Annotated in this window: 18 protein-coding genes; 10 read left to right on the forward strand and 8 right to left on the reverse strand. The window is 63.4% G+C overall.

All coding sequences use genetic code 11. The features are described from left to right. Window positions 1–171: 171 nt before the first annotated feature. Complete coding sequence (locus H7E91_RS02250; protein ID WP_182353454.1) at window positions 172–4404, forward strand: COG1361 family protein; 4233 nt, start codon at window positions 172–174, stop codon at window positions 4402–4404. Window positions 4405–4479: 75 nt separating this feature from the next. Here H7E91_RS02250 and H7E91_RS02255 read toward each other — a convergent pair whose 3' ends face one another. Next, window positions 4480–4947: a tRNA (cytidine(34)-2'-O)-methyltransferase gene (locus H7E91_RS02255; RefSeq protein WP_182353455.1), complete on the reverse strand. Its 468-nt coding sequence runs from the start codon at window positions 4945–4947 to the stop codon at window positions 4480–4482. Between the two features lie 13 nt (window positions 4948–4960). Next, complete coding sequence (locus tag H7E91_RS02260; protein ID WP_182353456.1) at window positions 4961–5491, reverse strand: YbhB/YbcL family Raf kinase inhibitor-like protein; 531 nt, start codon at window positions 5489–5491, stop codon at window positions 4961–4963. A 115-nt stretch (window positions 5492–5606) separates the two neighbouring features. Between H7E91_RS02260 and H7E91_RS02265 the strand changes: the two genes are divergently transcribed. From H7E91_RS02265 to H7E91_RS02290, 6 genes are all read left to right on the forward strand, one after another. Continuing rightward, on the forward strand, window positions 5607–6236 hold the full coding sequence (locus H7E91_RS02265; protein ID WP_182353457.1) for a hypothetical protein: 630 nt from the start codon (window positions 5607–5609) through the stop codon (window positions 6234–6236). Further along, window positions 6236–7867, forward strand: coding sequence for a DNA polymerase Y family protein (locus H7E91_RS02270; protein ID WP_182353458.1), 1632 nt, complete (start codon window positions 6236–6238; stop codon window positions 7865–7867). Before H7E91_RS02265 ends, H7E91_RS02270 begins: the two co-directional genes overlap by 1 nt. Beyond that, window positions 7867–11118 carry an error-prone DNA polymerase gene (locus tag H7E91_RS02275; protein ID WP_182353459.1) on the forward strand — a complete coding sequence of 1084 codons (3252 nt, stop codon included), beginning with the start codon at window positions 7867–7869 and terminating at the stop codon, window positions 11116–11118. Before H7E91_RS02270 ends, H7E91_RS02275 begins: the two co-directional genes overlap by 1 nt. 108 nt (window positions 11119–11226) lie before the next feature. Further along, window positions 11227–11685, forward strand: coding sequence for a hypothetical protein (locus H7E91_RS02280; protein WP_182353460.1), 459 nt, complete (start codon window positions 11227–11229; stop codon window positions 11683–11685). Continuing rightward, a complete protein-coding gene (locus H7E91_RS02285) occupies window positions 11682–12614 on the forward strand; it encodes a hypothetical protein (RefSeq protein ID WP_182353461.1) in 933 nt (310 codons plus the stop codon). The genes H7E91_RS02280 and H7E91_RS02285 overlap by 4 nt, the downstream gene beginning before the upstream one ends. Next, entirely contained in the window at window positions 12611–13960 is a 1350-nt protein-coding gene (locus H7E91_RS02290) for a UTP--glucose-1-phosphate uridylyltransferase (RefSeq protein WP_182353462.1), read from the forward strand. The genes H7E91_RS02285 and H7E91_RS02290 overlap by 4 nt, the downstream gene beginning before the upstream one ends. Before the next feature lie 16 nt (window positions 13961–13976). On the opposite strand, the gene H7E91_RS02295 is transcribed toward H7E91_RS02290, so the two are convergent. After that, complete coding sequence (locus tag H7E91_RS02295; RefSeq protein ID WP_182353463.1) at window positions 13977–15017, reverse strand: GNAT family N-acetyltransferase; 1041 nt, start codon at window positions 15015–15017, stop codon at window positions 13977–13979. 319 nt (window positions 15018–15336) lie between these two features. Between H7E91_RS02295 and H7E91_RS02300 the strand changes: the two genes are divergently transcribed. From H7E91_RS02300 to H7E91_RS02310, 3 genes are read left to right on the forward strand one after another with little or no spacing between them, the layout of a single operon-like run. After that, window positions 15337–15978: an NAD(P)-dependent oxidoreductase gene (locus H7E91_RS02300; RefSeq protein WP_182353464.1), complete on the forward strand. Its 642-nt coding sequence runs from the start codon at window positions 15337–15339 to the stop codon at window positions 15976–15978. Continuing rightward, the gene (locus H7E91_RS02305; RefSeq protein ID WP_182353465.1) at window positions 15975–16418 is read left to right on the forward strand and encodes a MarR family winged helix-turn-helix transcriptional regulator; all 444 of its coding nucleotides are present in this window, start codon (window positions 15975–15977) and stop codon (window positions 16416–16418) included. The genes H7E91_RS02300 and H7E91_RS02305 overlap by 4 nt, the downstream gene beginning before the upstream one ends. Further along, window positions 16418–17272: an SDR family oxidoreductase gene (locus H7E91_RS02310; RefSeq protein ID WP_182353466.1), complete on the forward strand. Its 855-nt coding sequence runs from the start codon at window positions 16418–16420 to the stop codon at window positions 17270–17272. The genes H7E91_RS02305 and H7E91_RS02310 overlap by 1 nt, the downstream gene beginning before the upstream one ends. Window positions 17273–17584: 312 nt before the next feature. On the opposite strand, the gene H7E91_RS02315 is transcribed toward H7E91_RS02310, so the two are convergent. Genes H7E91_RS02315 through H7E91_RS02335 form a run of 5 tightly spaced genes read right to left on the reverse strand, consistent with a single transcriptional unit; the run spans window position 17585 to window position 23242 of the window. Then, window positions 17585–18988, reverse strand: coding sequence for an NADH-quinone oxidoreductase subunit N (locus H7E91_RS02315; RefSeq protein WP_206680331.1), 1404 nt, complete (start codon window positions 18986–18988; stop codon window positions 17585–17587). 6 nt (window positions 18989–18994) lie between these two features. Then, entirely contained in the window at window positions 18995–20485 is a 1491-nt protein-coding gene (locus H7E91_RS02320; protein WP_182353467.1) for an NADH-quinone oxidoreductase subunit M, read from the reverse strand. Between the two features lie 3 nt (window positions 20486–20488). After that, window positions 20489–22372: an NADH-quinone oxidoreductase subunit 5 family protein gene (locus H7E91_RS02325; RefSeq protein WP_182353468.1), complete on the reverse strand. Its 1884-nt coding sequence runs from the start codon at window positions 22370–22372 to the stop codon at window positions 20489–20491. A 7-nt stretch (window positions 22373–22379) separates the two neighbouring features. Next, on the reverse strand, window positions 22380–22682 hold the full coding sequence (locus tag H7E91_RS02330) for an NADH-quinone oxidoreductase subunit NuoK (protein ID WP_182353469.1): 303 nt from the start codon (window positions 22680–22682) through the stop codon (window positions 22380–22382). Further along, window positions 22679–23242: an NADH-quinone oxidoreductase subunit J gene (locus H7E91_RS02335; protein WP_182353470.1), complete on the reverse strand. Its 564-nt coding sequence runs from the start codon at window positions 23240–23242 to the stop codon at window positions 22679–22681. Before H7E91_RS02335 ends, H7E91_RS02330 begins: the two co-directional genes overlap by 4 nt. Window positions 23243–23244 lie beyond the last annotated feature (2 nt).

A 23244-nucleotide genomic window follows, 5' to 3' on the forward strand; every position in this document is an offset into this window, starting at 1 on the left:
CGCACGGCGCCAGGATCGGCAGTCTGTTCCCGACCGAATAGGAAGGACAGACCCATGACCATCGAACGTCTTTGGATCAAGGAGGATACCCGTGCATAGCATCTGGATACCGATCATTCTCGTCATCATCTGCATCGGGTCGATCATGGCCCTCGCTGTGCGGAGAAGGAAATGAAGCGGCTCCTCGCCGCTGCGGCCGCGTTCTCACTCCTTCCCACGGCGGCGATGTCGGCAGACCTCATGGCGTCGCTCAACGCGGGATGGGACAGCCCCCCGTCAGCGCTGGAATCCGGCACAGAGCTCGTGGCGAGGGTGGAATGGGATGCGAACTACGCGCACGGGTTCATCGACAGCACCCATGCGGAAAGCTCAGCGTTTGACTTCACCGTTCAGAACGGGCTTTTCCTCGGCCTGCCGGACCAGTGTGCAACCGCCTCAGAGTGGACACCGACCTCGATTCACTGCATCATCGATACCCCTGACGACGACGGGATCGCCGGGCACATCTCCGTGCCTGTGCGCGCGTGGGGAAAGAACGGTGACCGTCTCACGGTCATCGCCGCCGACGAACACGGCAATGTCGCGCCCACCCCTGCGCTGGAGATGACGGCCGATCAGGGCATCGATATCGCGCTAACACCGACCGGGATCACCTCTGGCGGCTATCGATTTAACGCGAATCTCCATGTCGACACCATTGTTCCCGTCATGATCGCGGTTCCTTTCGGGGCCGAGCCGCTCACGGGATCCGTGACGTTCGACCTCAAAGTCGACACAACGGTCGGACCCGCAGTCGCTAACTCGTTTGAGGCTCTCAGCATCGTTCCCGTCCCAGCGGAGCGGACAGTGACGGGAGTCGCGGCAAACGGGCCGACGTATCCCGTGCCGGATGTGACGTGGCAAAGGCTTGACAAGACCACCGCACGGTTCACCGTTCCCGTGGGTGATCGGCCGGTTGGACCCGCCACTGACCCCGCCGGCAATATCCTCGACACGGTCTCCGTCGCATCGTTCGGGATCGCGTTTCGGTACCCGGCTTATTCGGCTGCGCAGCGCAACAGTGCTGTCTCCTGGTCAACCCACGTCGTCGGATGGTCGGCTACGACGGCGTCCGGCGCAGTCACCGAGCAGCTGAGGACAACCAATGACCGCTCCCACACATCGATCGTTGATGTTGGCTCCGTTTCTGGAAAGTTTGTCAACGGCCACGCGCCTGATCCCGGCGGAGTCCTCGCTGAACCAGGTGATGATCCGATGACGCTTCCCCGCGTACACCGCGAGGTGTGGGATCCAAAGCTTGGAACGGGAACCCTGTCGGCTGGCGCGAACCACTGGGTGGGCCGTGGCCCGATCCTCCCGGGGGACCAGCTCGTCGGCATCGTCAACGCATCCCACTACGTCGGGATGTCGCCAGGCCAATTCACCCCTGGGACAACCCACGGCTACTGCCTCATCTTCGACCGCGAGCGCGGATCCACATCCTTCAACGGCAAGGTCTCTGTCACCGAGTTAAGCAACTACCGCGTCGAGTACCTGACGGGCGCGATCCCTGGTGGGTTCATGTCACCGGACTGCGGTCGGGGAGCGTGGACAGCACAGAAGCCGAAGGACGTCACCGCCATCAGGGTCCTCTTCGATCCGGCGCAACAGGATGCTCGCTTCGTGACGCGCCCGATCCTCGGTGCGGGCTATCTCGCCTCGCCTTCTCTCAAGGAGGGTGAGCGGGCGTGGATGGCATCCGGCCATTCCAGCAATGTTGCAGCCGGGTGGGACATGTCGGGGGCGACGATCAGCAGGCTCCCGGCACAGCAGGCAGCACCGACCTACACGAGCACGACGACGTATCGGGACGCGGTCGAAGCAGTCCCATATCGCACATCTGTCCAGCTCACGAGCTCGGTCGATGCGGTCAAGCCTGGCGATGCTGTTGACTGGGCCGTCCACACGCGTCTGTCTGCTGCTCCGTTCGCGGGCCGAGGAACCCACTCGGTGCGGCACCGTCTCGTTCTGCCGCCGGGCATGGAGGTGGCCGATACGAGCATGGGAGCGACGGTGACGACCGAGGGTGGTCGACAGGTCGTCTCCTGGGTGTCACGTGTAGCTGTCGGGGCGCTTACGGAGGAGACGGTCTCGACCATCTACCGCACGGGAACTGGCACGCTCACGGCACAGGTAGGGGTTGACAACATCACGAGTACGGTGCTCGGCACGGACAGCGATACCGCGGCCGTCGTCGCGCTCGCGTCCGCTGGCACCCATGTGAGCAAGGCGACGGAGTCCGCTGAGTTCGCGCTCGACGGGTCCAACCGTTGGACTGTCACGCTCGAAAATCGCGACACGTGGCCCGTCACGGTTGCCGACACGATCGACATCCTGCCGTTTGAGGGGGATGACAGGTCGACTGTCACGTCGGCCGATGTGACGGTCACCGCATTGAGCGGTGACGAGATTTGGGTGTCGACCGCTGATCCTCAGTCGATCAACCGCGATCCTCTCGCGGCATCAAATGGCACGGTCGGATCCCCGTCTCGACTGTGGGAGCGCTGGGATGGGCAGACAAACGTCACGGCAGTCCGGTGGATTACCCGGGGGCTTGGGCCGGGGATGAGCGTCGACTATACGGTTGACTACGTCGCGAGCGGCGCGACGAATGGCGACCGGCTCGTCAACTCCGCACAGACCCGCACGAGCAACGCGCTGACGACGATGATCGACTCGATGCAGACGACGACGATCGGACCACCTGCGACGCTGCAGGTCGATAAGCGTCTCGTTGGAGAGGGTGCGGTCCTCGAGGCGGGGGATGAGCTCATCTTCGAGATCACCGTCCACGGCGCCGGTCCGGGCACAGTCCGTGACGCTGTCCTGACCGACATTCCCGTTGACGGCATAACTGACGTTCAGTTCTTCCATGCAACGCGCGGTCGCGTCGATGGTGACACGTGGCGGATTGGTGACCTGCCCGAGGGGGAAATCGGCACTGCCACTGTGCGAGCTACCGCACTGGGCGGTCCTGTTGAGAATGTTGTGGTTGGGTGCTCGGGTTGCACACCGGTCCTGCCGCCCACATGCGAACCCAACGTCGACGTGTATTCGGACACGGACGGGTGCGATGTTATCCGCCTGGAGGAGGAGCCGCTTCTTCAGATCGATAAGGCACTCGTTGGTTCCCTCGAGGAAGGCGAAGCGTCATACAGCATCACTGTGCGCAACGGTGCCACGCCAGCCGAGGGAGTCGTGACGGCCGGGACCCTCATTCGAGCCGTCGACCTTCCCGGTGTCGGCATTGACTCTGTCGCCTTCACCGACGTCTCGAAGGGGACGACCGACGGCAACTCGTGGGCGATCGGCACGCTCCGAGCTGGCGAGGAGGCGACGGCGACGGTGACAGCGTTGCTCACTGCAGAGGCGATGACAGTCGTTAACGCCATCTCGATCACCAATCCGGTTCAACCTCGCGAGCTCACTCACCCGCATGACGCGATTCCAAACGATGATGTCTACTCTGACACCGACCAGGCAGATGTCGTCTCCGTGTCTCGCGACGGCACGCTCGCGATCAACAAGGAGCTGCAGATCCTCGACGGTGACACGATCGCTTTCGTCATCGAGGCGGGGAACCTCGGCGGGCAGACGGTCGGCGGGGTGCGGGTCGTTGACCTCCCAGGAGAGGGCCTGAGCGACGTGACGCTCGGTGAGCCAAGCACCGGCACCATTGATGGGCTGACGTGGTTCGTGGGCGACCTGGAACCGGGACAGGTTGAGACCGTTCACGTCAAGGCGCATGTCCCTGCCGCGACGGCACACGTGAGCAACCGTGCCTACGTCGAAGCCGAGCACCACCCGCACGGAGGCGGCTTCCTTCCAAACCCGACGCTTGAGACCGATACCGACCAAGGCGATACCGTCGAGGTTGATGTTCCGACGGCAGACCTGCGGATTGACAAGCGCCATCTCAGCACCGACGGCACGAATGCGCGTTTTGAGATCGAGACATGCAACGTCGGCATCGCCCCCGCCGCCGCGGTGACTGTGACTGACGACATCGGGCCCGGCCTCCGCTCCATTGATTCAGATGACGACAGGTACGACGCCGGTCTGTTCACGCTCGGGGAGCTCGATCCGGGTGCGTGCGTCACGCTCAACGCCACCGCGGTCCTTGAGGGGCCGGGTCACAACATCGCCTACGTTGATTCGCCAAGTGACCCGATCGAGGAGGGCGCGAACCAGCCGAACGAGTCGATTGAAGACGACATCGACGGCTGGGACATTGTCCACGTCGACGGACCTGCTCCGGCCCGCAGGGAGTTGCCGCTGACCGGCGCCACCGGTGGCAGAATTGTCGTGGCTGTCCTGCTCCTCAGTCTCGGTGCAGGAGTTCTGCTCGTCCGCCGCCGGATCTGACCTAATCTCGAGCAGACAACAGAGTTCCCCGGGCACACGCCCGGGGAACATATGTCGACACCGATCAGGGGACTGTCACACCGCCCCCGCGTATCCATTCTGGCGCCACGCCTCATAGACGGCGATCGACGCGGAGTTTGCCAGGTTGAGGGAGCGGATATGCGGCTGCATGGGGATTCGAACCTGCATTGTCACAGCCTCGTGGTCGAGGATGTGGTCAGGCAAGCCGGTCGGTTCAGGGCCAAATAGGAGCACATCGCCAGGCCGGTAGGCCACATCCGCGAACGACTCCGTGCTCTTTCCCGTGAACGTGAAGATCCGTCGGTCCGCACCCAGGTGCGCGATGAGCGAATCGAACGTGGGATGGACGAGCATATCGGCCAGGTCGTGGTAGTCGAGTCCGGCCCGGCGCAGGTGAGCGTCGCCGAAGTTGAAGCCGAGAGGCTCGACAAGATGAAGAGTGATGCCCGTGCATGCGGACAGCCGAATGGCATTGCCAGTGTTAGAGGCGATGCGGGGCTCGTAGAAGACAACGTCGAACACGGGCCAAGACTACCTACTGCTTATACGTCACTTCCAACGTGGCGCGGGCGATTGTGTGAAACAACCCGGTGAAGGCGACCGCAGCCGGGGATGCGTCATCAGGGTCGAGCCCGAGAGTATCGGTATCGAGGGCATGGACGGCGAAGATGTAGCGGTGGGGACGGTCCCCCTCCGGGGGCTGAGCGCCCTCCCAGCCAAACAGTCCGCCATCTGTTCGAACATGCGAGGCGGCCCCCGGCAGGAACAGATCCGATTCGCCCTGGCCGCGTTCGAGGAATGTCACAGTCGAATCCAGGTCGATGATCGTCCAGTGCCAATACCCCGACGGGGTTGGCGCATCAGGGTCGAAACACGAGACGACGAAGCTTTGAGTCTCGGCCGGAAAATCCCGCCACGACAGGTGCGGAGAGACGTTCCCATGCTGATAAGTGAACTCCTTCGGCATCGGTTGGCCGGCGACGAGATCATCCGACTCCAGCACAAAAGAAGGAACGTGGGGGAGTAGCTCATACGGATCTGGGGCAACAGGACGATCAAGATTCATAGCCCCAGTCTATGCCACACGTCACAGGGCGGGGGAAAGCGGGGTCGATTTTTGTCGACCACGGTCGTAAACTGAAGATCGAACCATCGAACAAGTGTTCTAAAAAGGGGGGATCGTGAACCACGCGCAGCGGCTCGCACATGCACGAGACGTCCTTCAACGAGCAGAGACAGCCAGCGGTCTGAGCAAAACTGAGGACAAGCAGGGCTGGCAACCCCCGCCAGCGCTCGCCCCCGTTCTTCCTGCTCTCACCCCCGGCATCGTTGCCATCGCCGGCTCGACCTCGATCCTCCTCGCCATCGCTGGCCACGCCTCCTCCCAGGGAGCATGGATCGCCCTCGTTGGGTTACCTCTCATCGGGTGGGGAGCAGCTGTCGAACACGGTCTTGACCTCACCCGTACCGCCCACATCCCACACCCGGGCGCACGCGCCCCCGACGTTCTCACTGCGCTCGCGGACGGATTCGACATCATTGTGGCTGGCGAGCTGGGGCTGACGATGCGGGAACAGCGGGCTCTTGCCCAGCGGGTACGCACGCGAGGCACAAGCATCCTTGCAGCCGACTGGCCGACCGCCTCTGTTGTTTTGCGGGTGGAGACTGCTGAGCCAAGCGGATATGACGCGGGCGTCGGTCACCTCACAGCGGTCCGCTACACCGTCTCATCCGGTCCTGTTCGCACCTCGTGCATATGGACATCCGAAGGGCTTGTCGAAGCGCCGCGGATCCTCCAGGCGGTGTCCTGATGCTCGGCACGCTCCGAGGCGCCCTCTGGGTGCCTGACTGGCCGGTGGCGGCAGCAATCGCCTCCTCTCTCGCCGCGCCAGAGGAGGCCGTCGCAGTCTGTGACAGCCGCGTCCGGGCGGCAAGTCCTGCCGCTCGTCGGCAGGGAGTGCGGCAGGGGGATACACGCCGTAAGGCGGTGTCTCTCGTCCCTCATCTCACGATCATCTCCCGCGATGATGATCGTGACAGCAGGGTCTTCGCCGGGGTGCTCGATGCGATCGAGGACCATGTCGCCGCGACTGTCATCCTCCGCCCCGGGCTTGTCACCTTCGGCGCCAGCGCACCCGCCCGCCTCGCAGGCGGCCTCGATGCTCTTGCCGCGTCGCTCATCTCCTCTGTCGCGAGCCAGGCTGAAGAATCTCAGGTGGGCTACGGGTGCGGTCTGCTCACCAGTGTGCTGGCCGCACGCGAGGGCAGGAATGTCCCCGCTGAAGAGACCGCCTCCTTCCTTGCAGACTTCCCCGTGACAGCGACGCTCACCGTGGCTCCGAATGGGCGGGTCCGCCGCGAGTGGGAGGAAACAATCGATGTGCTCGGGTCGCTCGGGATCACGACCATCGGCCAGTTTGCTACCCTCGACCATTCCCAGATTGCCTCCCGTTTCGGGCTGACAGGAACGATTCTGTGGCGGCTTTGCCACGGCGCCGACCACGCGGTTATCCAGACAACGGCACCGGCCGCGGAGGTCGCGGTGCGCAGACACGTCGACGCGATCGCCAACGAGGAGCAGGCGGCCTTCCTCGCGAAGGAGCTTGCCGATGAGCTGGCAGGGAAGCTGGCGGCGCGGATGCAGGTGTGTGGGCAGCTCGTTGTCCAGGCTCATTTCGCGGAGGGTGGGGAACGTAGCCGCACATGGTCTGTCGACGGGGTGAACAGTGCCCGCGATATCACTGACAGGGTGCGCTGGCAGATCTCCGGCTGGCTCGACAGTCGGCACACTCATCCTCTGGGTGAGCTCACCTACCTTGAACTGACCGCCGCTGATCTGACGCCTGCGGGGACGAGGCAGGCCACGCTGTGGGGCGATAGCCGGCGAGGCCGAGAGCAGGCGCAGCGCAGTGTCCTACGGATTCAAGGCATGCTCGGTGATTCGGCTGTGCAGTCGGTGCGGTGGACCGGGGGCCGATGCCCGGACGCGGCGACGGAGTGTGAGAATTGGCAGGCGGTCCAGGAGAAAACTGAGACGGACCGGCCGTGGGTGGGGGCTGTGCCGAGGCCCTGGCCGTCGATCGTGTTCCCTCATGCGCCTCGGGTCCTGCTTTCCTGCCGTTGCGGGGGCAGCCTCTATGTTGACGAGAGCATCCAGCTCGCCTGCGTTGACTGTGTTGAGCCCACGCCAGGTCGCTTCGTTCTTGCCCCGATGCCGAGCCGGTCCGATGCGGAGCGGCCTGATTCGAGCCGTGCCCATGCGGCGTACTACTACTCGCGTCCCGTCCAGGTCTGGAACTATGCGGGGCCGTGGAGCATCTCGGGACGCTGGTGGGCTCCCGATTCTTATCGCCGGGCGTACCTTCAAATTGGGGTGGAGGGGCCCGCTGCACTTATCTACCGCAGCGGTACCAGCTGGCTCCTCGAAGGGATCTACAGCTGATGGGTTTTCGTTATGCGGAACTTCATGCCCACTCGGCGTTTTCTTTCCTTGATGGGGCCTCCCTCCCGGAAGACCTTGTCTCTCGAGCCGTTGAGCTTGACCTGTCTGCTCTTGCGCTCACCGACCATGACGGCCTACCCGGCGTCGTCCAGCTCGCGACAGCGGCTCGCACGGTGGGCCTGCCCACTGTCATCGGTACCGAGATCTCCCTGCCCCTCGATGGTCATGTCTACGCCCCCAAGCGGGCAGGGGAGCGGGATCCGGATGCGAACCATCTCGTCGTTCTCGCCCGCGGGGTCGAAGGCTATCGTCGGCTGTCATCCGCGATCGGTCGTGCGCAGCTCGCCACGGGAGTCAAAGGCTGTGCTGACTATCGGCTCGAGAGCCTCGCCGAGGCTGCGGATGGGCAGTGGGCGATTCTCACCGGATGCCGAAAAGGTCACGTGCGCAGAGCTCTCTCAACAGGGGGTGTGCAGGCCGCCCGAGCCGAACTTGACAGGCTGGGCGCGCTGTTTGGCAGGGACAATGTCATTGTCGAGCTGACGGACCTCGGCGGACCGCACGACAGGGAGCGCAACAGGACGCTCGCCATCCTAGCGAAGGAGAGCGGGCTGCGGGCAGTCGCGACGGGCCAGGTCCACTACGCCCGACCCGAGGACCGTCCCCTGGCCGATACGCTCGCGGCGATCCGGTCCCGCACCCCACTCGAAGAGCTGGATGCGTGGCTACCAGCCGCGGGGGCTCATCTGCGGTCGGATGAGGACATGAGGGCGATCCATGCCGCTCACGAGTGGGCAGTTGATGCCGCGGGCGAGCTAGGTGCCGAGCTCGCCTTCGACCTCCACCTTGTCGCACCTCGGCTACCGCCCTTTCCTGTCCCCGAGGGGCATACAGAGACCTCCTGGTTACGAGAGCTCACGTATCGTGGCGCGGAACAACGCTACGGTCCGCGCGGAGCGACCGCGGGGGCGTGGGAGTTAATCGACCACGAGCTCGCGACCATTGAGAAGCTCGGCTTCCCCGGCTACTTTCTTATCGTCCACGAACTGGTCGACTTCTGTCGCGACAACGGTATCTTCTGTCAGGGCAGAGGGTCGGCCGCGAACTCTGCCGTCTGCTTCGCGCTCGGGATCACGGCGGTTGATGCGGTGCGGCACAAGATGCTGTTCGAACGTTTCCTGTCGCCGGGGCGGAGCGGGCCCCCCGATATCGATATTGATATTGAATCGGGGCGCCGCGAAGAGGTCATCCAGCACGTCTATGGGCGGCATGGTCGTGAGCATGCCGCCCAGGTTGCCAATGTCATCAGCTATCGACCGAAGATGGCGATCAGGGATGCGGGATTGGCGCTCGGCTTCGAGCTCGGCCAGGTCGATGCGTGGTCGAAGTCGGTTGAGCGGTGGGGGTCTCTCACCGCCCCAGCAGAAGGGCAGGAGGGACTCGATTCAACCGAGGGCATCGATCCGACGGTTTTGTCGATCGCCGAGCAGATGCTCCAGCTTCCCCGACATCTCGGCATCCATTCGGGCGGCATGGTTATGTGTGAAGGCCCCGTTATCGATGTGTGCCCGGTCGGCTGGGCAACTGCCCCGGGACGGACTGTGCTTCAGTGGGACAAGGATGACTGCGCTGAGGCGGGACTGGTCAAGTTTGATCTGCTCGGTCTCGGCATGCTCACCGCCCTGCGACTGGCCTTCACCGCGATCGCCACCTACGGGGCAGTCGATGAGTTGGGCAGGCCCTACGAGCTTCATTCCGTTCCCGCGGAGGACCCTGCCGTCTATGACCTGCTGTGCGCCGCCGACACGGTCGGCGTCTTCCAGGTAGAGTCACGGGCCCAGATGAGCACGTTGCCGAGACTGCGTCCGCGGGTCTTCTACGACATTGTCGTCGAGGTCGCCCTCATCCGTCCCGGCCCTATCCAAGGCAATGCCATCAATCCCTATATCGAACGTAGGCGGGGCAGGCAACCGGTCACCTACCTGCACCCGCTCCTTAAACCCGCCCTCGAGAAAACGCTCGGTGTTCCGCTCTTCCAAGAGCAGCTCATGCAGATCGCGGTGGATGCCGCCGGGTTCAGCGCCGATGAGGCGGACCAGCTGCGCAAGGCCATCGGGTCAAAACGCTCCCGCCAACGCATGGAGGCCCTCCATACCAAGCTCGTGGCGGGCATGGCCGAAAGGGGCATTGACGGAGAAACGGCCGAGAAGATCTATGACAGCCTCAAGGCGTTCGCGGACTTCGGATTCCCCGAATCCCACTCGTTCTCCTTCGCCTACCTCGTCTATGCGAGCGCCTGGCTCAAAGTTCACCACCCCGAAGCGTTCTACATGGGCTTACTCGGCGCTCAACCGATGGGTTTCTACTCTCCGCAGTCCCTCGTGGCGGATGCTCGCCGTCACGGCGTGCGGACAGCCCGCCCCGATATCAACCATTCCGAGGTTGAGGCGAGCCTTGAGCGGAGTACCGCAATGGTTCCAGGGGAAGATGCCATACCGGTAGCGGCGGAAGATAATCTCGTCCGCCCCCACCCTCATCTTGTCCTGCGTCTTGGACTCGACTCGGTCAAAGGTCTCGGCGCGGCCGCCGAACGGATCAGCGCGGCGCGGAAGGACCGACCATTCACGTCGATAGCTGACCTGGCGCGACGGTGCCGGCTCGATGAGCGGGACCTGCGGATCCTGTCCGAGGCGGGTGCCCTCACGTCGATCAACGTCAGCCGGCGGGAGGGAATGTGGGCCGCGGGCCCTCTCGGCAGTGAGGAGCGGGCGGTCCACGGCTGGATCCAGCCCACCATTCCCGGTACCGAGGTCGGCACGAAGGCGCCAACGCTTCCTGAGATGACGCAGGCGGAGACCGTTATCGCTGATGTTGTGCGGACCGGGATCTCCAGCGTCTACCCGACAGTGCTTGTGAGGGACAGGCTCACGCAACGCGGCGTGCTCAGGGTCGCCGATATCCTCACCGCCCCGCTTGGCACCAGGCTCGAGGTCGGCGGGATCGTCACCCACCGGCAGCGCCCGCAAACTGCTAAAGGAACAATTTTCCTCTCGATCGAGGACGAGACCGGATTGCTCAACGTCGTATGCTCGCCGGGCCTGTGGGCCCGCCACAGGGACGTCGCGAGGCCTTCGCGGGCCCTCATCATCCGGGGCATGGTGGAACGGGGTGATGGGACAGTCAACTTCGTCGCCGACGGGTTCGACCAGCTTCCTCTCGCCCTGCCGGTGAGGTCACGGGACTTCCGCTGACACAGTCCCGTCACACGTCATTATCTGGCCGGAACTGTTCGCCCTCGGCATCCTGATCAGCGAACTCGCCCGGGCAGGGATAGAGTTGGTCGCGAGAAGGGATGACACATGGCGAAATTCACGACACTTATCCGATGGGCAATCCTCTCCGGCCCCGTCGTCGTTAACGCAGTTCAGCGCTACGGGCCGGTGATCAAGAAGATGATCGACTCGAACCCTGACGCGGTGTCGACGCTGTCCGGCAAGCTCAAGTCCTACCAGGACGCCCGTCAGAAGAAGGGCGTCCCCGGTGCAACGAAGCGAGTTGAGGTCCTCCGCGAGCAGGTGACCTATCTCTACGCCTCGGCCAACACTCCTGCCGTTGCCGAGCAGGCGACGGAGTGGAAGCAACAGCTAGCGAAAATTGACGCAGGACTTCCCCTCATCGAGGTCATGACCGCGAAAGAGCAGAAGCGAAAGGTCAAGGAGATCAACGCCCGCATCGACACCCTCGCCGGTGACATTCTCGCCGCCGTTGTCGAAGACGATATTCAAGATGCTGAGGTCCTCGACGACGACCGACCATGAACACGATCGCCCCGGATGATCCGGGCAACGACGAGGGGAACACCCTCCTCCCGTCCGCTCACACCCCCGAACCTGAGCCAGATGGGCGCGACACGATCCCCACTCCTCGCCCCGTCCCTCCGCTGCCCGGCGGGACGCGGGTCAACCCCCACGGGGTCAAACGATCAGCGGGACAACCCAGTCTTGCGACGGACTGGCCACGACAAGCAGATGACCGGCCGACGGAGCTCGCCGACGGGGCCTGGACACGTGCCAGCAGTCCACGGGACGAGATGGTCGATGGCGCTCCAATCGAGCCGATAGAGGCAGGAAATCGGGACGACCAAGCGCCCGCCGTTGATGACACACCAAGCGAGTCGGGCAGAGAAGCCGTGCCGCCACCAACACGAGACCGGGCAGGCGTGGCACGCGGCGGGCTAGAGAACGATCGGGCAGCTTCCCAGCCGTGGCCAGCGGCGTTCGTGCGCCCCACTCGGCAGTCGAAGAGCGTGCCCTCATCCCAACCCCAGACCACCATCGGCGCCGTCGGCGGGGGATTCGCCCTCGCCGCCGTCGTCTTCGCTGTTATTGCCCCGTTCGTTCCCTTCGTGTCGATCGGCGAGCCAATCTCGCTGTGGGGTTCTGAGGCGGGCAACAACTACTCCTACACAATCCTCGCAGCGGCGCTCGTTGGCGCCGTCGGCTCTGTCCTTCTCCTAGCCTCGACAGGAAGCCGAACGCGAGGACGCTGGGGCGGGATACTGAGTATGGTGGCAGGAGCCGTGCTTGGTGGCGTCGCCGCCTACCTTGTGCTCAACTCCGACCACCGCGCAGTCATCGCTCAAGGTGGTAGCTTCGGCGCCGCAGTATGGCTCCTCATCGCAGCAGCCGGTGCCCTGCTGATCGGCAGCATCTTGGGCCTTGTACGCGGCTCACTGAAGGAAGGATGACGATGAATGCTGTGTGGACCCCGGCCGTTGAGAAGATGAGGGAAGCCGGAATTGGCGACCTTGCCATCCACGTGTTCCAGCAGAACATCGAGAAGGTCGCCCGTGGCGAATCCTCCTACATTCGCGAGAGCGACATCAGGCCGCTGACAAAGATCCCCCGCTACACCGGGGAAGGATCCACGAGCGCCGAGCGAGCCAGCAACGAGTCAGAGACACATGCGATTGCCCAGACCGCGGTTATTAAACTCAACGGCGGTCTCGGGACGTCCATGGGACTGCACAAGGCGAAGTCGCTCCTCAACGTCACCCCGGACAGGACGTTCCTCGACATCATCATCGCCCAGGTCATGTCTGTCCGTCAGATGCAGGGGGTTCGCCTTCCCCTCGTTTTCATGAACTCCTTCCACACCGAAAACGACACACAAAACTACGTGGAACGCTTCGACTCACTTGCCGTCGACGATTTGCCCCTCAGCTTCATTCAGAATCGAGTTCCGAAACTTCTGAGAGGCGACCTGACGCCCGCCGAGCATCCCAATGCCGACCTTGAGTGGTGCCCTCCAGGACATGGAGACCTCTACACCGCCCTGCCCGAATCCGGCCTCCTGGAGGAGCTCCTCGACCGCGGATACCGTTACGCCATCGTCTCCAACTCAGACAACCTCGGGGCATTCCCCGATGCAGCCCTCGCCCAGTGGTTCGCCGACAGCGGCGCACCTTTCGCCATGGAGGTCTGTAGGCGAGAAGCAAACGACCGAAAGGGCGGCCACCTCGCGGTCCGAGCCTCCGACAGCAAGCTCATCCTCCGCGAACTCGCACAAACCGCACCGGAGGATGTCGACCACTTCCAGGACATCGAGCGTCACTCCTACTTCAACACGAATACGCTGTGGCTCGACCTCGAGGCGCTCGCGGACGAACTGGGAAGGCGTGGCGGTTATCTTGGCCTGCCCCTCATCCTCAACGCGAAAACAGTCGACCCGACCGACGCGACATCAGCCGAGGTCTATCAGCTGGAAACAGGGATGGGAGCGGCGATCGAGATCTTCGACGGCGCACTCGCCATCGAGGTTGATCGATCCCGGTTCTTGCCAGTTAAGACGACGAATGACCTGCTGCTCATTCGCTCTGACGTCTACGATGTCGCGCCAAGCGGCGTCATCACGAGAACCATCGATCAAGCTCCTACGATCTGGCTGGACCCGGAGCACTTTGCTCACGTCGACAAGTTCGACGCACGCACGCACCATGTTCCCTCGTTGGTTGAGGCGACCAGCCTGACCGTCACGGGGGACTACACCTTCCCTCAAGGGTTGGTCATCAGAGGAGACGTTAGCCTCCCGTAGGGGAGCAACTCAGCACTTAGTCGGCCGTAAAACCGAGGACTCGGTCAACCCTGGGACGGAAGTACGCCGGCCCCTTCATGACCTTGCCATCGGGACGATAGATCGGCTTGCCGTCCTCACCGAGCTTCGACAGGTTGGCGGCTTGGACTTCCCGTAGCACGTCGGCGAGAGGTATTCCGGTTTCCAGCGCCATGCCGTAGATGACATAGATGAGGTCGGCCAGAGCATCGGCCGTTTCGACGGTGTCACGCGAGTTATCATCTCGCTTCACCGCCTCACCGTATGCTTCGTCGACGATGCGGCCAGCCGCCTCGCCGTAAACAGCGGCGACGAGCTCGTGGAACTCCTCTGCGATAAGAGCCATGCGCATGTGGGTACGGTCCCGGTCAACGTTTGGGCCATCATCGGCGATCGGCATCGCATACGTCTCGTGGAACTCGCGGACGAGCGCCTCGGGGTCCTTGGGATTCCATACTGGTCTGCGGCCGGGGGACGGCCCGAACCAGGGCTCTGCCGGTTCCATAGCATCGCACGGAAGGAGCGTTGCCCGCAAATAGTTTCTGATCTTCCCCTTCTCGATGACAGCAGCCCGCTGAATACCTTCGAAGACAAAGCCGTTACGCCACGCAACCTTTGCACTTGCCCAGTTCACGTCGTTGCCCTCGACGGCGCATGCCCATCCAATCGCGAAGCAGCCGCGCTCAAAAGCGAATTCGCATACTGCCCGAACAGCCTCCGTCATGTACCCGTGGCCTCGAGCCTCTGGGTTCGCCCAGAATCCGACCTCGGTCCGACGCCCCTGTCCAACGGGGAGATAGAGGTCGACAAGACCGACGAACAGATCATCGGCATAAATTGCCCACACCGGGCAGTCCTCGTTCCATCTGCGTGGGATTGATGAGAGGAATTCCGCCGCGTCGTCAACTCCATACTGGCTCGGCACCGTCGTCCAGCGCTGAATCTCGGGATCTTGACAGATCTGTGCAAGATCCTCGGTCAGCTCCAGCGTTGGAACCTCGAGGCGAAGTCGTGTGGTCGTAAGGGAGGCTCGTTCCATGTCGTCCAGGGTACTCGGTCAAGAACACCCAGCAGGAACCAGAAGAATGAGGCCCGGATTAGTGAGGGCGCTCAAGTTCTTGTGAGTGGCGTCGTGGTCGTTTTCCCGTTCTTCCCGACCTGTGACGAGACTGCCCATCGCCGCGATAGCGTGTCCATCCGAATCGGTCGTTCTCGTCGTTGGCAGCCTCCGGACGCACGCCTCTCTTCATCCACGATTCGTGCTTCACATTCTCCTGCATCGACGCCCGCGTGCTCGCCTTTTCGGAATTACCAGCTCGGGGTAGCCCCATATCTAGTTTAGTTGCTAAAGTAGTTACATGGTTTCTACTATCGCAGTTTTTGGAGCGACTGGTCGCACGGGCCGTCGAGTCGTCGAGCGGGCTCTCTCCCACGGGTTGGCCGTACGAGTTTTGGCTCGCGACCCCGCGAAGATTGTGTTAGCCGATGACCGGCTCACGGTGATCGAGGGCGATGTGCTGGATGCGTCGTCGGTGGATAAGACGGTGGCGGGTGCCGAGGCGGTCGTGAGCGTTATCGGCCATGTCAAGGGCTCTCCTGCCACGTTGCAGGCCGATGGCACAACATTCATTGTGAACGCAATGCAACGCCACGGGGTCAGCCGAATCATCACCCTCTCCGGCGGTGGGCTCCGAGCCGAGGGCAAGGACAAGCCGAAGATGGCCGACCGCATGATCCGGGGACTGTTGAAGGTACTGTCGGGCCGAGTTCTTGCCGATGCTGAGGCGCACGTGGACGTTCTCAAGCGCAGCGGCCTCGAGTGGACGGTCGTTCGGGGACCGCGGTTGACTGAGGAGCCAGGGACGGGCTCATACCGGGTCGGGTGGGTCGGCGGGGACAGCACGACAAAGCTCAGCCGGGATGACTTAGCGGACTTCATTCTTACCCAGATCGATGATCGTCAGTACGTGTGGGACATGCCGTTCGTGAGTGGCCGATGACGACCGACAGCAACCGTGCCGAGCTGATCAGGGAGATCCTCAGTGGGGTCACTGCCCTCGCTAAGGTCCTGTCAACGGAACAGCGACGACCGTTCGAGGGAAAGGTCCTGTCCAGGTCACAGCTCTTGGCGCTGTTTCTTCTTGCGCGCGTGCCGGCTGGTTTGACCCCTGGCCGACTCGCCGAGCTTCTCGATGTGACACCGGGTGCGGTGACTCAGCTCATTGACGGTCTGCGCGCCGAAGGACACGTTGAGACCCAGGTGAGTCGTACAGATGCACGATCACGCATTGTTGTGCTGTCCGGTTCGGCGCACCAGGAGGTGGAGCGCTTCGAGACAGCCGTCGTGGCGCGTCTTCAAACCCGGTTCGCCGGCCTCACCGATGGAGAACTGGCATCTCTCGCCCACATGATGAATCGCATTACGACAGAGGACAGATGATGAGCATTCTTGTGACCGGCGCAACCGGGACGGTTGGTGCCGCGGTGGCAGAATTCCTGCTCGACCGCGGAGCCAGCGTGGTCGGTGCTGTGCGCAACGACGCCGATGCGCTTCGCCTGCAAGCGGGCGTTGAGCCGCGGCGCTTCGACTACTCGATGTCACCGACCGAGCTCGATCAAGCCCTCGACGGATGTGACCGGCTTTTCCTCATGCGTCCCCCGGCAATCGCCGACGTGCACACCTACCTGTTCCCGACCATTGATGCCGCCGTGCGCCGCGATATCCGACAGATCGTCTTTCTCTCCCTCCAGGGCGTTCAGTACAACCGCACGACCCCGCACTTCGCGGTTGAAGAATATCTGAAAAGCTCTCGCGTACCTTTCACCTCACTGCGCCCAAACTTCTTCATGCAAAATCTCTCCACGACACACGCGGGCGAGATTCGCGAAATGGATGAGGTATTCGTTCCGGCCGGGCGTTCTTTCACTGCGTTTATCGACGCGCGAGACATCGGCCGCGTCGCTGCCGCTGTGCTTACCGAACCTCGTCACATCGGCAAGGCGTACACACTGTCCGGTGAACACAGTCTGAGCTACCGCAAGGTCGCCGATATTCTCAGTGACGTGCTCGGCCGCCGCATCCATTACCGGCGACCCAGCGAAAAGGACTACCTCACCCACCTGCGCGAGCAGGGCCAACCCGAGGACTACATTGCCGTTCAGCGAATGATCTACCGTCTCGTTCGCTTCAACGTGTCCGCGTTCCCCAATACCTCCGTAAGGCGCCTCACCGGACACCCGGCCACCACCTTCGCCGAGTTCGCACGGCGCGAGAGGGCCGCCTGGGAGTCCTAAAGCACGCCACTGCTCCCGCGCACGCGACGGTGTGGCACTAACGTCGCATAGCGGAAGGCTCTCGTTGCTCCTGCAACCTCAAGCATCTGAGAAGAAGGAGCGGCCCCCCATTCGCGCGCGGAACCTTCGTCGCGGCTTGCTTGGGTTTGTGACGTCTCCCTAGATGCCCACTCAGAGATCGTTGCGCACATGAAGGTCGGGCCATGAGCTCCGGAGCGGAGACATGGCGTTGATTGTCAAGTTCCAGGACGCGAGCTAGCCAAGGTCATCCTCGTCGCGAGAGGCAGAGAGAACAAACGGTGCTTTGCTCCCTCAGGAGAGGGCGGGCCAGGCGATCCCCGCCCCGATTCCGAGCACAAGCACCGCCACGGCAGAGGCAATGGCGGTTGCCGACGACCATGGTGTCGGCAGGAATTGACCCATCCCGTGCGAGGCGCGAGCCTCGCCGCTACGGTACACAGGTGCGATCCATCGCACGTAGTAGAACAGACTGACAACACTGTTGACGAACACGGCGATCGCGAGCCAAGCCACCCCGCCATCCCACGCTGCGGCCGCGGTCACGAGTTTCCCCACGAACACCGCTGTGGGTGGGGTGCCTACCAATGAAAGCAACAGCACGACCAACGCGGCTCCGAGCCACGGGCGCTCGCGGCCCAGGCCCCGAAACTCCTCCAGGTCCCGCAGCTCGGGGAAGGCGGTCGAAACTGCGAAGGCCCCGAGGTTCGTAAGGACGTAGGCGGCGAGGTAAAACAGTAGCGCAGGGAGGGCGAGGTCGCTTCGCGTGACAACCGCGAGGGGCACAAGCAGGTAACCCACCTGGCTGACGGTAGACCAGCCGAGCAGACGGCGAGGATCGGACTGCCAGAATGCGGCAAGGTTCCCCAACGTCATGCTGACGACTGCGAGCAGTGCCACCAGGAGTGGCCAGGCCAACGTGGCGGGCATGATCTCGAGCACTCGATAGATGGCGATGAGAGCACCGACCTTCGGCACCGTAGTGAGGAAAGCCGCAACGGCTCCCCCCGCGCCCTGAGCGGCATCCGGAATCCAGAAGTGCCCCGGCACACCTCCCACCTTGAACATCAAGGCCATGACGACGCTGGCCGCACCCAGCCCCACGGCACCCGGGGGAGCCCCCGCGAGTTCTCGAGCCAACGGCCCATACAGGGTCGTGCCCGACACCCCATAGAGGACCGTTATTCCTCCGAGGAGGACGATGCCGAACAGAGCGCCGATGAGGTAGGCCTTCATCGTGGCCTCGGCCCCGTTGGGGGTGGAGCTGACGCCGATGAGGCCATAGAGGGGGATGCTGGAGAGTAAGAATCCGACCGCGACGATGAGTAGGTCGTTGGCGCCTGCGAGGATGAGTGTGCCTGCGGTGGAGAAGAGCAACAGTGCGTAGGTGTCACTCTCGCGAGGGGAGCCGGCGATCTCGTCGCTCGCGAGCGCAAGAACGATCAACGTTCCGAGCGGGGCGATGATCCTGGCGATAGCGGTGGCGTCGTCGATCGCGAAAGTCCCGCTCATCGCCTGCTGAGCGGGACCGAAGAGGCTGACCGCGCCGGCAATGGCTGCCCCGAGGCAGGCGATCGCTGCGATCAAGCGACTGACCCATTGTCTGGTTCGCGGGAGGAATGAGCCGCCGAGGAGCACCGCCATGCCGCCAAGGAAGATAGAGATTTCAGGCAACAGCAGCATCGGCCGCATGTCCATGCCGACCTACCTTCCAACCAGCTCGACGGCAGCCGCGGCAGCCGGTTCGATCATCTCGAGCAGTGGGCCGGGCAGGATCCCGATGACAACCACGAGCGCAAGTAGCGGGACGATCGACCATGCCTCGTTGGGATGCAGATCGGCGAATTCGTCGGAGCTACCGCGGGTCTCTCCGGTGAGTAACGACTGTAACGCGCGCAGGAAGAGGGCGGCGGTGAGGAGAATACCGAGAACGGCGATCGCGGTGATTGGGCTGGCGGCGATGCTTCCGGTGAAGATCTGGAATTCCGCGATGAACCCGGAGAACCCGGGAAGTCCGAGCGAGGCGAATGCTCCTATCGCAAGGAGCGCAGCGAACCGTGGGGCTGGCGCAGCGAGGCCGCCGTAGTCGGACATGACGTAGCTACTGCGGCGCTGCCACAAGATCCCGGCGAGGAGAAATAGTGCACCGGTGATGAGGCCATGGCTGACCATCTGGGTCACAGCCCCCGAGACCGCGATCGATCTGGCCTCCACGGTATCGGCGGTGACGAGGCCGGCGGCGCCGAGCGCGACGAGAATGTAGCCCATGTGGTTGACAGAGGTGTAGGCGACCATCCGCTTAAAATTCGTTTGGGCGAGGGCGACAAGCGCGCCGTAGAGGGCAGAAATAATGCCCACGGCGATGATGATCCACGCCCAGGCCCGCCACGCGTCGGGCAACATTGGCATTGCGATCCGAACGAATCCGTACGTGCCCATCTTGAGTAACACCGCGGCAAGCACGGCGGAGCCGATCGCGGGTGCGTCGGTGTGGGCCGGGGGTAGCCACGTGTGGAAGGGCACGGTGGGGGTTTTGATCGCCAATCCCAGGACGATTGCAGCCAGCACCGCGCCTCCTACGAGCGGGTTATCACTCAGAGGCGGAGTCGCAGTGAGCTCAACCATGTCGAACGTATGCGGGGCTGCCCCGAGATACAGGCCGATGAAGCCGAGCAACAGGGCGAGCGAGCCGAGGAACGTGTAGAGGAAGAATTTCAGCGCCGAGCGTGCCGCATCCTTGTGCCCCCACCCGGCGATGACGAAATACATCCCGACGATCGACAGGTCGAAGAATACGAAGAACAGGATGAGATCCGCTGCGAGGAACACTCCGGTGCTCACGGACTGCAAGAAGAGGAATAGGGCGGCTTGGAGCCGGGGGAGGCGGGTGTCCCGGAGGGCGTAGATCGCGCACGCAAGGAAGATGACCGCGGTGAGAGCCACGAGCGGCAGCGAAAGCCCATCGACGCCCAGGTGATAGCTGCTACCGATGCCTGGCATCCACTCGATGCGTTCTGAGAGCGCGCGTTCGCCAGGTGGGGGCGTCGTGTACATGCCCCATACGGTCGCGACAAGTATGACCTCAAGCCCCGCGGCGCCGACCCACGCCCAGCGTGCCGCAGCGTCACTGATCGCGGGCACGGCGACGAGCAACAGCGCTGCGGCCAAGGGGAACAGAATGATCAACGAAAGCACGCGTCACCTCACGAATACAAGTAGCAGGACCCCGACCGCAAAGACTGCGATCGACGCAATGTAGTAGTGATGGAGTTGCCCGGTCTGCGGTTCCCGGGCGTAACGTCCGAGCCTGCGAAACCCTGTTGCGACGCCGCGCACGACACCGTCGAAGCCGTGGTCGTCCGCGAATGCGCTGACATGTGCGGCCCGTACTGTCGTCGTTGCGACCCCTGAGATGCCGCGGCTCAAGCCGTGGTCGTCGAAGCGAGCGAGGCCGTCGGAGGATCGGAGCGTACCAGCGGCCGTCTCGGTGATCGCCCGATCGATACCTCGCTCGTCGAATTGCGCCAGGCGTTCGGCGAGCCGAAGGTTAGGGTTCACGACGAGGAGGTGCGTCGCCGTTCCCAGGCCCAGCCAGTTGCCCAGCCAGCGCGGTTCCGGCGTCCCGCGCCACCAGACCAGGGCGAGAATGACCACCGCGACCGCGGCAGAGAGCGTCAACTCCCAAGCGGTGGGGCTTATTAGTGGCTCACCCAGCAAACCCGCAACTGTCGCGCTTAACGGGGGGAGCGCAATCATCCCGAGCCCGGCGGCACCCACGGCAAGCACAACAAGTGGCGCCTGCGCCGACGCACTGGGCGCGACGGTCTCCGGCTTCGCTTCCGCCTGCCAGATGATTCGAAGGATCTTGCCCGCATAGGCCGCAGATAGCATCGCGGCGGCCAGTCCTGTGGCGTACAGCGCCGGCGAGACATCGAGTGCGGCGCCGAGAATGGCGTCTTTTGTCGCCCACAGCGCCAATGGCGCAATACCGGCGAGGGAAAGGGCACTCGTCGTCGCTGCGAGACCGGTGATCCGCCATCGCCGAGCCACGCCGCGAAGGTCCGCTAATCTCTTGCTACCGACGGTGGTGAGCCAGATGCCGGCGGCGAGGAACAACGCCGCCTTCGTTGCGGCGTGGCCGATGAGGTGAGTCGCACCGCCGGTCACGCCTCCGACGCCCGCCGCGAGAACAATGAACCCGAGTTGGGCGGAGGTGGAAGCTGCGAGCAGTTGCTTGAGGTCGCGTTGCGCGAGGGCAACGAGTCCCAGCAGCACGGCCGTTGCCGCGCCGATCCACGCTGCTGTCATTCCCGCCCATCCGGTCGCGGCCAGGAGCGGCTGAACCCGCAGTAGCAGGTAACCGCCCAACGCCACCATCGCTGCCGAATGCAGGAGCGCGCTGACCGCGCTCGGGCCCTCCATCGCACGCGAGATCCAGTACGAGAACGGTAGCTGGGCGGCCTTGCCCAGCGCGGCGAGAAGGAACCCGGCAGCCATGACATGGCGCCACCCCGAGCTCCCGGCGGTCAGATTGTCAAGGCTCAGGCCTGCGCCGCTCGCCAATGCCGCTCCCGCCGCGACGTAGAGCCCCAGGTCTGCGGTTCGGGTCGTGAGGAATGCGGTCATACCGGCAGAGACTCTGTCCTTATCGCGCCACCAGAACCCGATCAGCGCATACGAGGTTGCTCCCATGATCTCCCATGCGAATAGCAATGTTGGGATCGTCTCGGCGGTCGCGGTGATGAGTCCTGCAGAAACAAAAATCAGCATGAATCCGTAGAAGCGCCCGCGTGCCGCTCGGATCTCCGACGAGGCGAAGACGAGCACGAGGAGGGCGACGATCGCGATGGTCGGCACCATGAGCGCTGCCAGCCCGTCTACCCCTAGCGCGAATGACGTACCGGCGACAAACGGGTAGCCGATCCGGGGCTGATCCACCGCGACGACAACCGCTAAGAGAGCTGTGACCGTCGCCGTTGCCAGCGAGACGGCGACGACGGCCCGTTCCCCCCGGGAGACTGCGAGCACGGAGCCGACTCCGGCGGGTAGCAACACGAGCAAGGCGAGGGCGATCTGGCTCATGAGCACATCACCGGGAGAGATCCGTTGCCATGTCGGTCATGTCCGTCTCTTTGGTTCTATGCAGGTGCGTTGCGACGGCAAAGCCCATCGCCATTTCCACCGTCATCGCGGCGATGATGACCATCAACAGCACCTGTCCGTCCGGGTTGGGCGCGAGGAACCACCAGAACGCTCCGGCGGCGAGGATGAGTCCGTTGATCATGAGCTCCAGACCCATCATGACCATGACGACGACCTGCTGAGAGATCGCAACGTAGAGACCCACCGCGAAGAGTCCCGCGGCGATAAGCAGGGATGCCTCCAATGTCATCGCCCAACACCTCCACCCTGCGGATCATCGGCTGGACGGCGGCGGAAGTCATCGCCCAGGCGGTCATAACGGGTGCGGTGGGCCGCTAGCACGATGCCGGAGACGATCGTCGCAATCATGATGGGGCTGATAACCACCATGACGAGCATCTTCGTGCCCATGAGCGTCTCACCCAGGCTCGCTGTCACATCCCCCGAAGGTTGCCCTCGCCGTGTGGGCCAATCGGTCAGCAAGATCGCAGCCGCGAGCATCGCGAAGACGGATATGGATATGACGAGCGCGGTCTTCTTGGAGTGCACCATGCTCATCGGCATGAGCGCGGGGTTCATCCCCATGAACATGACCATGTATACGGCCATGATCGCCATCTCCATGATCATCATGAGGATCGTCATCACCCCGACGTAGTTCTGTTGCAGGAACAGGACCTGTACACCGACCGCGACGAACGATAACGCCAGCGCATAACTCGCTCGCGCCATCGAATCGACCCAGAACACAGCGGCGCCGCTGAGGATTGCCACCACTCCCAGCACCCAGAACACGATATCGATCAGCACGC

This window comes from Flaviflexus huanghaiensis (assembly GCF_014118685.1).
Lineage (GTDB): Bacteria > Actinomycetota > Actinomycetes > Actinomycetales > Actinomycetaceae > Flaviflexus > Flaviflexus huanghaiensis.

What these genes read in the sequence shown, in the direction of transcription:
- H7E91_RS02270 (WP_182353458.1), top strand. Translation starts at nt 6,236, where the DNA reads ATGCTCGGCACGCTCCGAGGCGCCCTCTGGGTGCCTGACTGGCCGGTG.
- H7E91_RS02290 (WP_182353462.1), top strand. Translation starts at nt 12,611, where the DNA reads ATGACGATGAATGCTGTGTGGACCCCGGCCGTTGAGAAGATGAGGGAA.
- H7E91_RS02330 (WP_182353469.1), bottom strand. Translation starts at nt 22,682, where the DNA reads ATGACATTGGAGGCATCCCTGCTTATCGCCGCGGGACTCTTCGCGGTG.
- H7E91_RS02280 (WP_182353460.1), top strand. Translation starts at nt 11,227, where the DNA reads ATGGCGAAATTCACGACACTTATCCGATGGGCAATCCTCTCCGGCCCC.
- H7E91_RS02305 (WP_182353465.1), top strand. Translation starts at nt 15,975, where the DNA reads ATGACGACCGACAGCAACCGTGCCGAGCTGATCAGGGAGATCCTCAGT.
- H7E91_RS02325 (WP_182353468.1), bottom strand. Translation starts at nt 22,372, where the DNA reads ATGAGCCAGATCGCCCTCGCCTTGCTCGTGTTGCTACCCGCCGGAGTC.
- H7E91_RS02275 (WP_182353459.1), top strand. Translation starts at nt 7,867, where the DNA reads ATGGGTTTTCGTTATGCGGAACTTCATGCCCACTCGGCGTTTTCTTTC.
- H7E91_RS02250 (WP_182353454.1), top strand. Translation starts at nt 172, where the DNA reads ATGAAGCGGCTCCTCGCCGCTGCGGCCGCGTTCTCACTCCTTCCCACG.
- H7E91_RS02285 (WP_182353461.1), top strand. Translation starts at nt 11,682, where the DNA reads ATGAACACGATCGCCCCGGATGATCCGGGCAACGACGAGGGGAACACC.
- H7E91_RS02315 (WP_206680331.1), bottom strand. Translation starts at nt 18,988, where the DNA reads ATGGACATGCGGCCGATGCTGCTGTTGCCTGAAATCTCTATCTTCCTT.
- H7E91_RS02300 (WP_182353464.1), top strand. Translation starts at nt 15,337, where the DNA reads ATGGTTTCTACTATCGCAGTTTTTGGAGCGACTGGTCGCACGGGCCGT.
- H7E91_RS02295 (WP_182353463.1), bottom strand. Translation starts at nt 15,017, where the DNA reads ATGGAACGAGCCTCCCTTACGACCACACGACTTCGCCTCGAGGTTCCA.
- H7E91_RS02310 (WP_182353466.1), top strand. Translation starts at nt 16,418, where the DNA reads ATGAGCATTCTTGTGACCGGCGCAACCGGGACGGTTGGTGCCGCGGTG.
- H7E91_RS02260 (WP_182353456.1), bottom strand. Translation starts at nt 5,491, where the DNA reads ATGAATCTTGATCGTCCTGTTGCCCCAGATCCGTATGAGCTACTCCCC.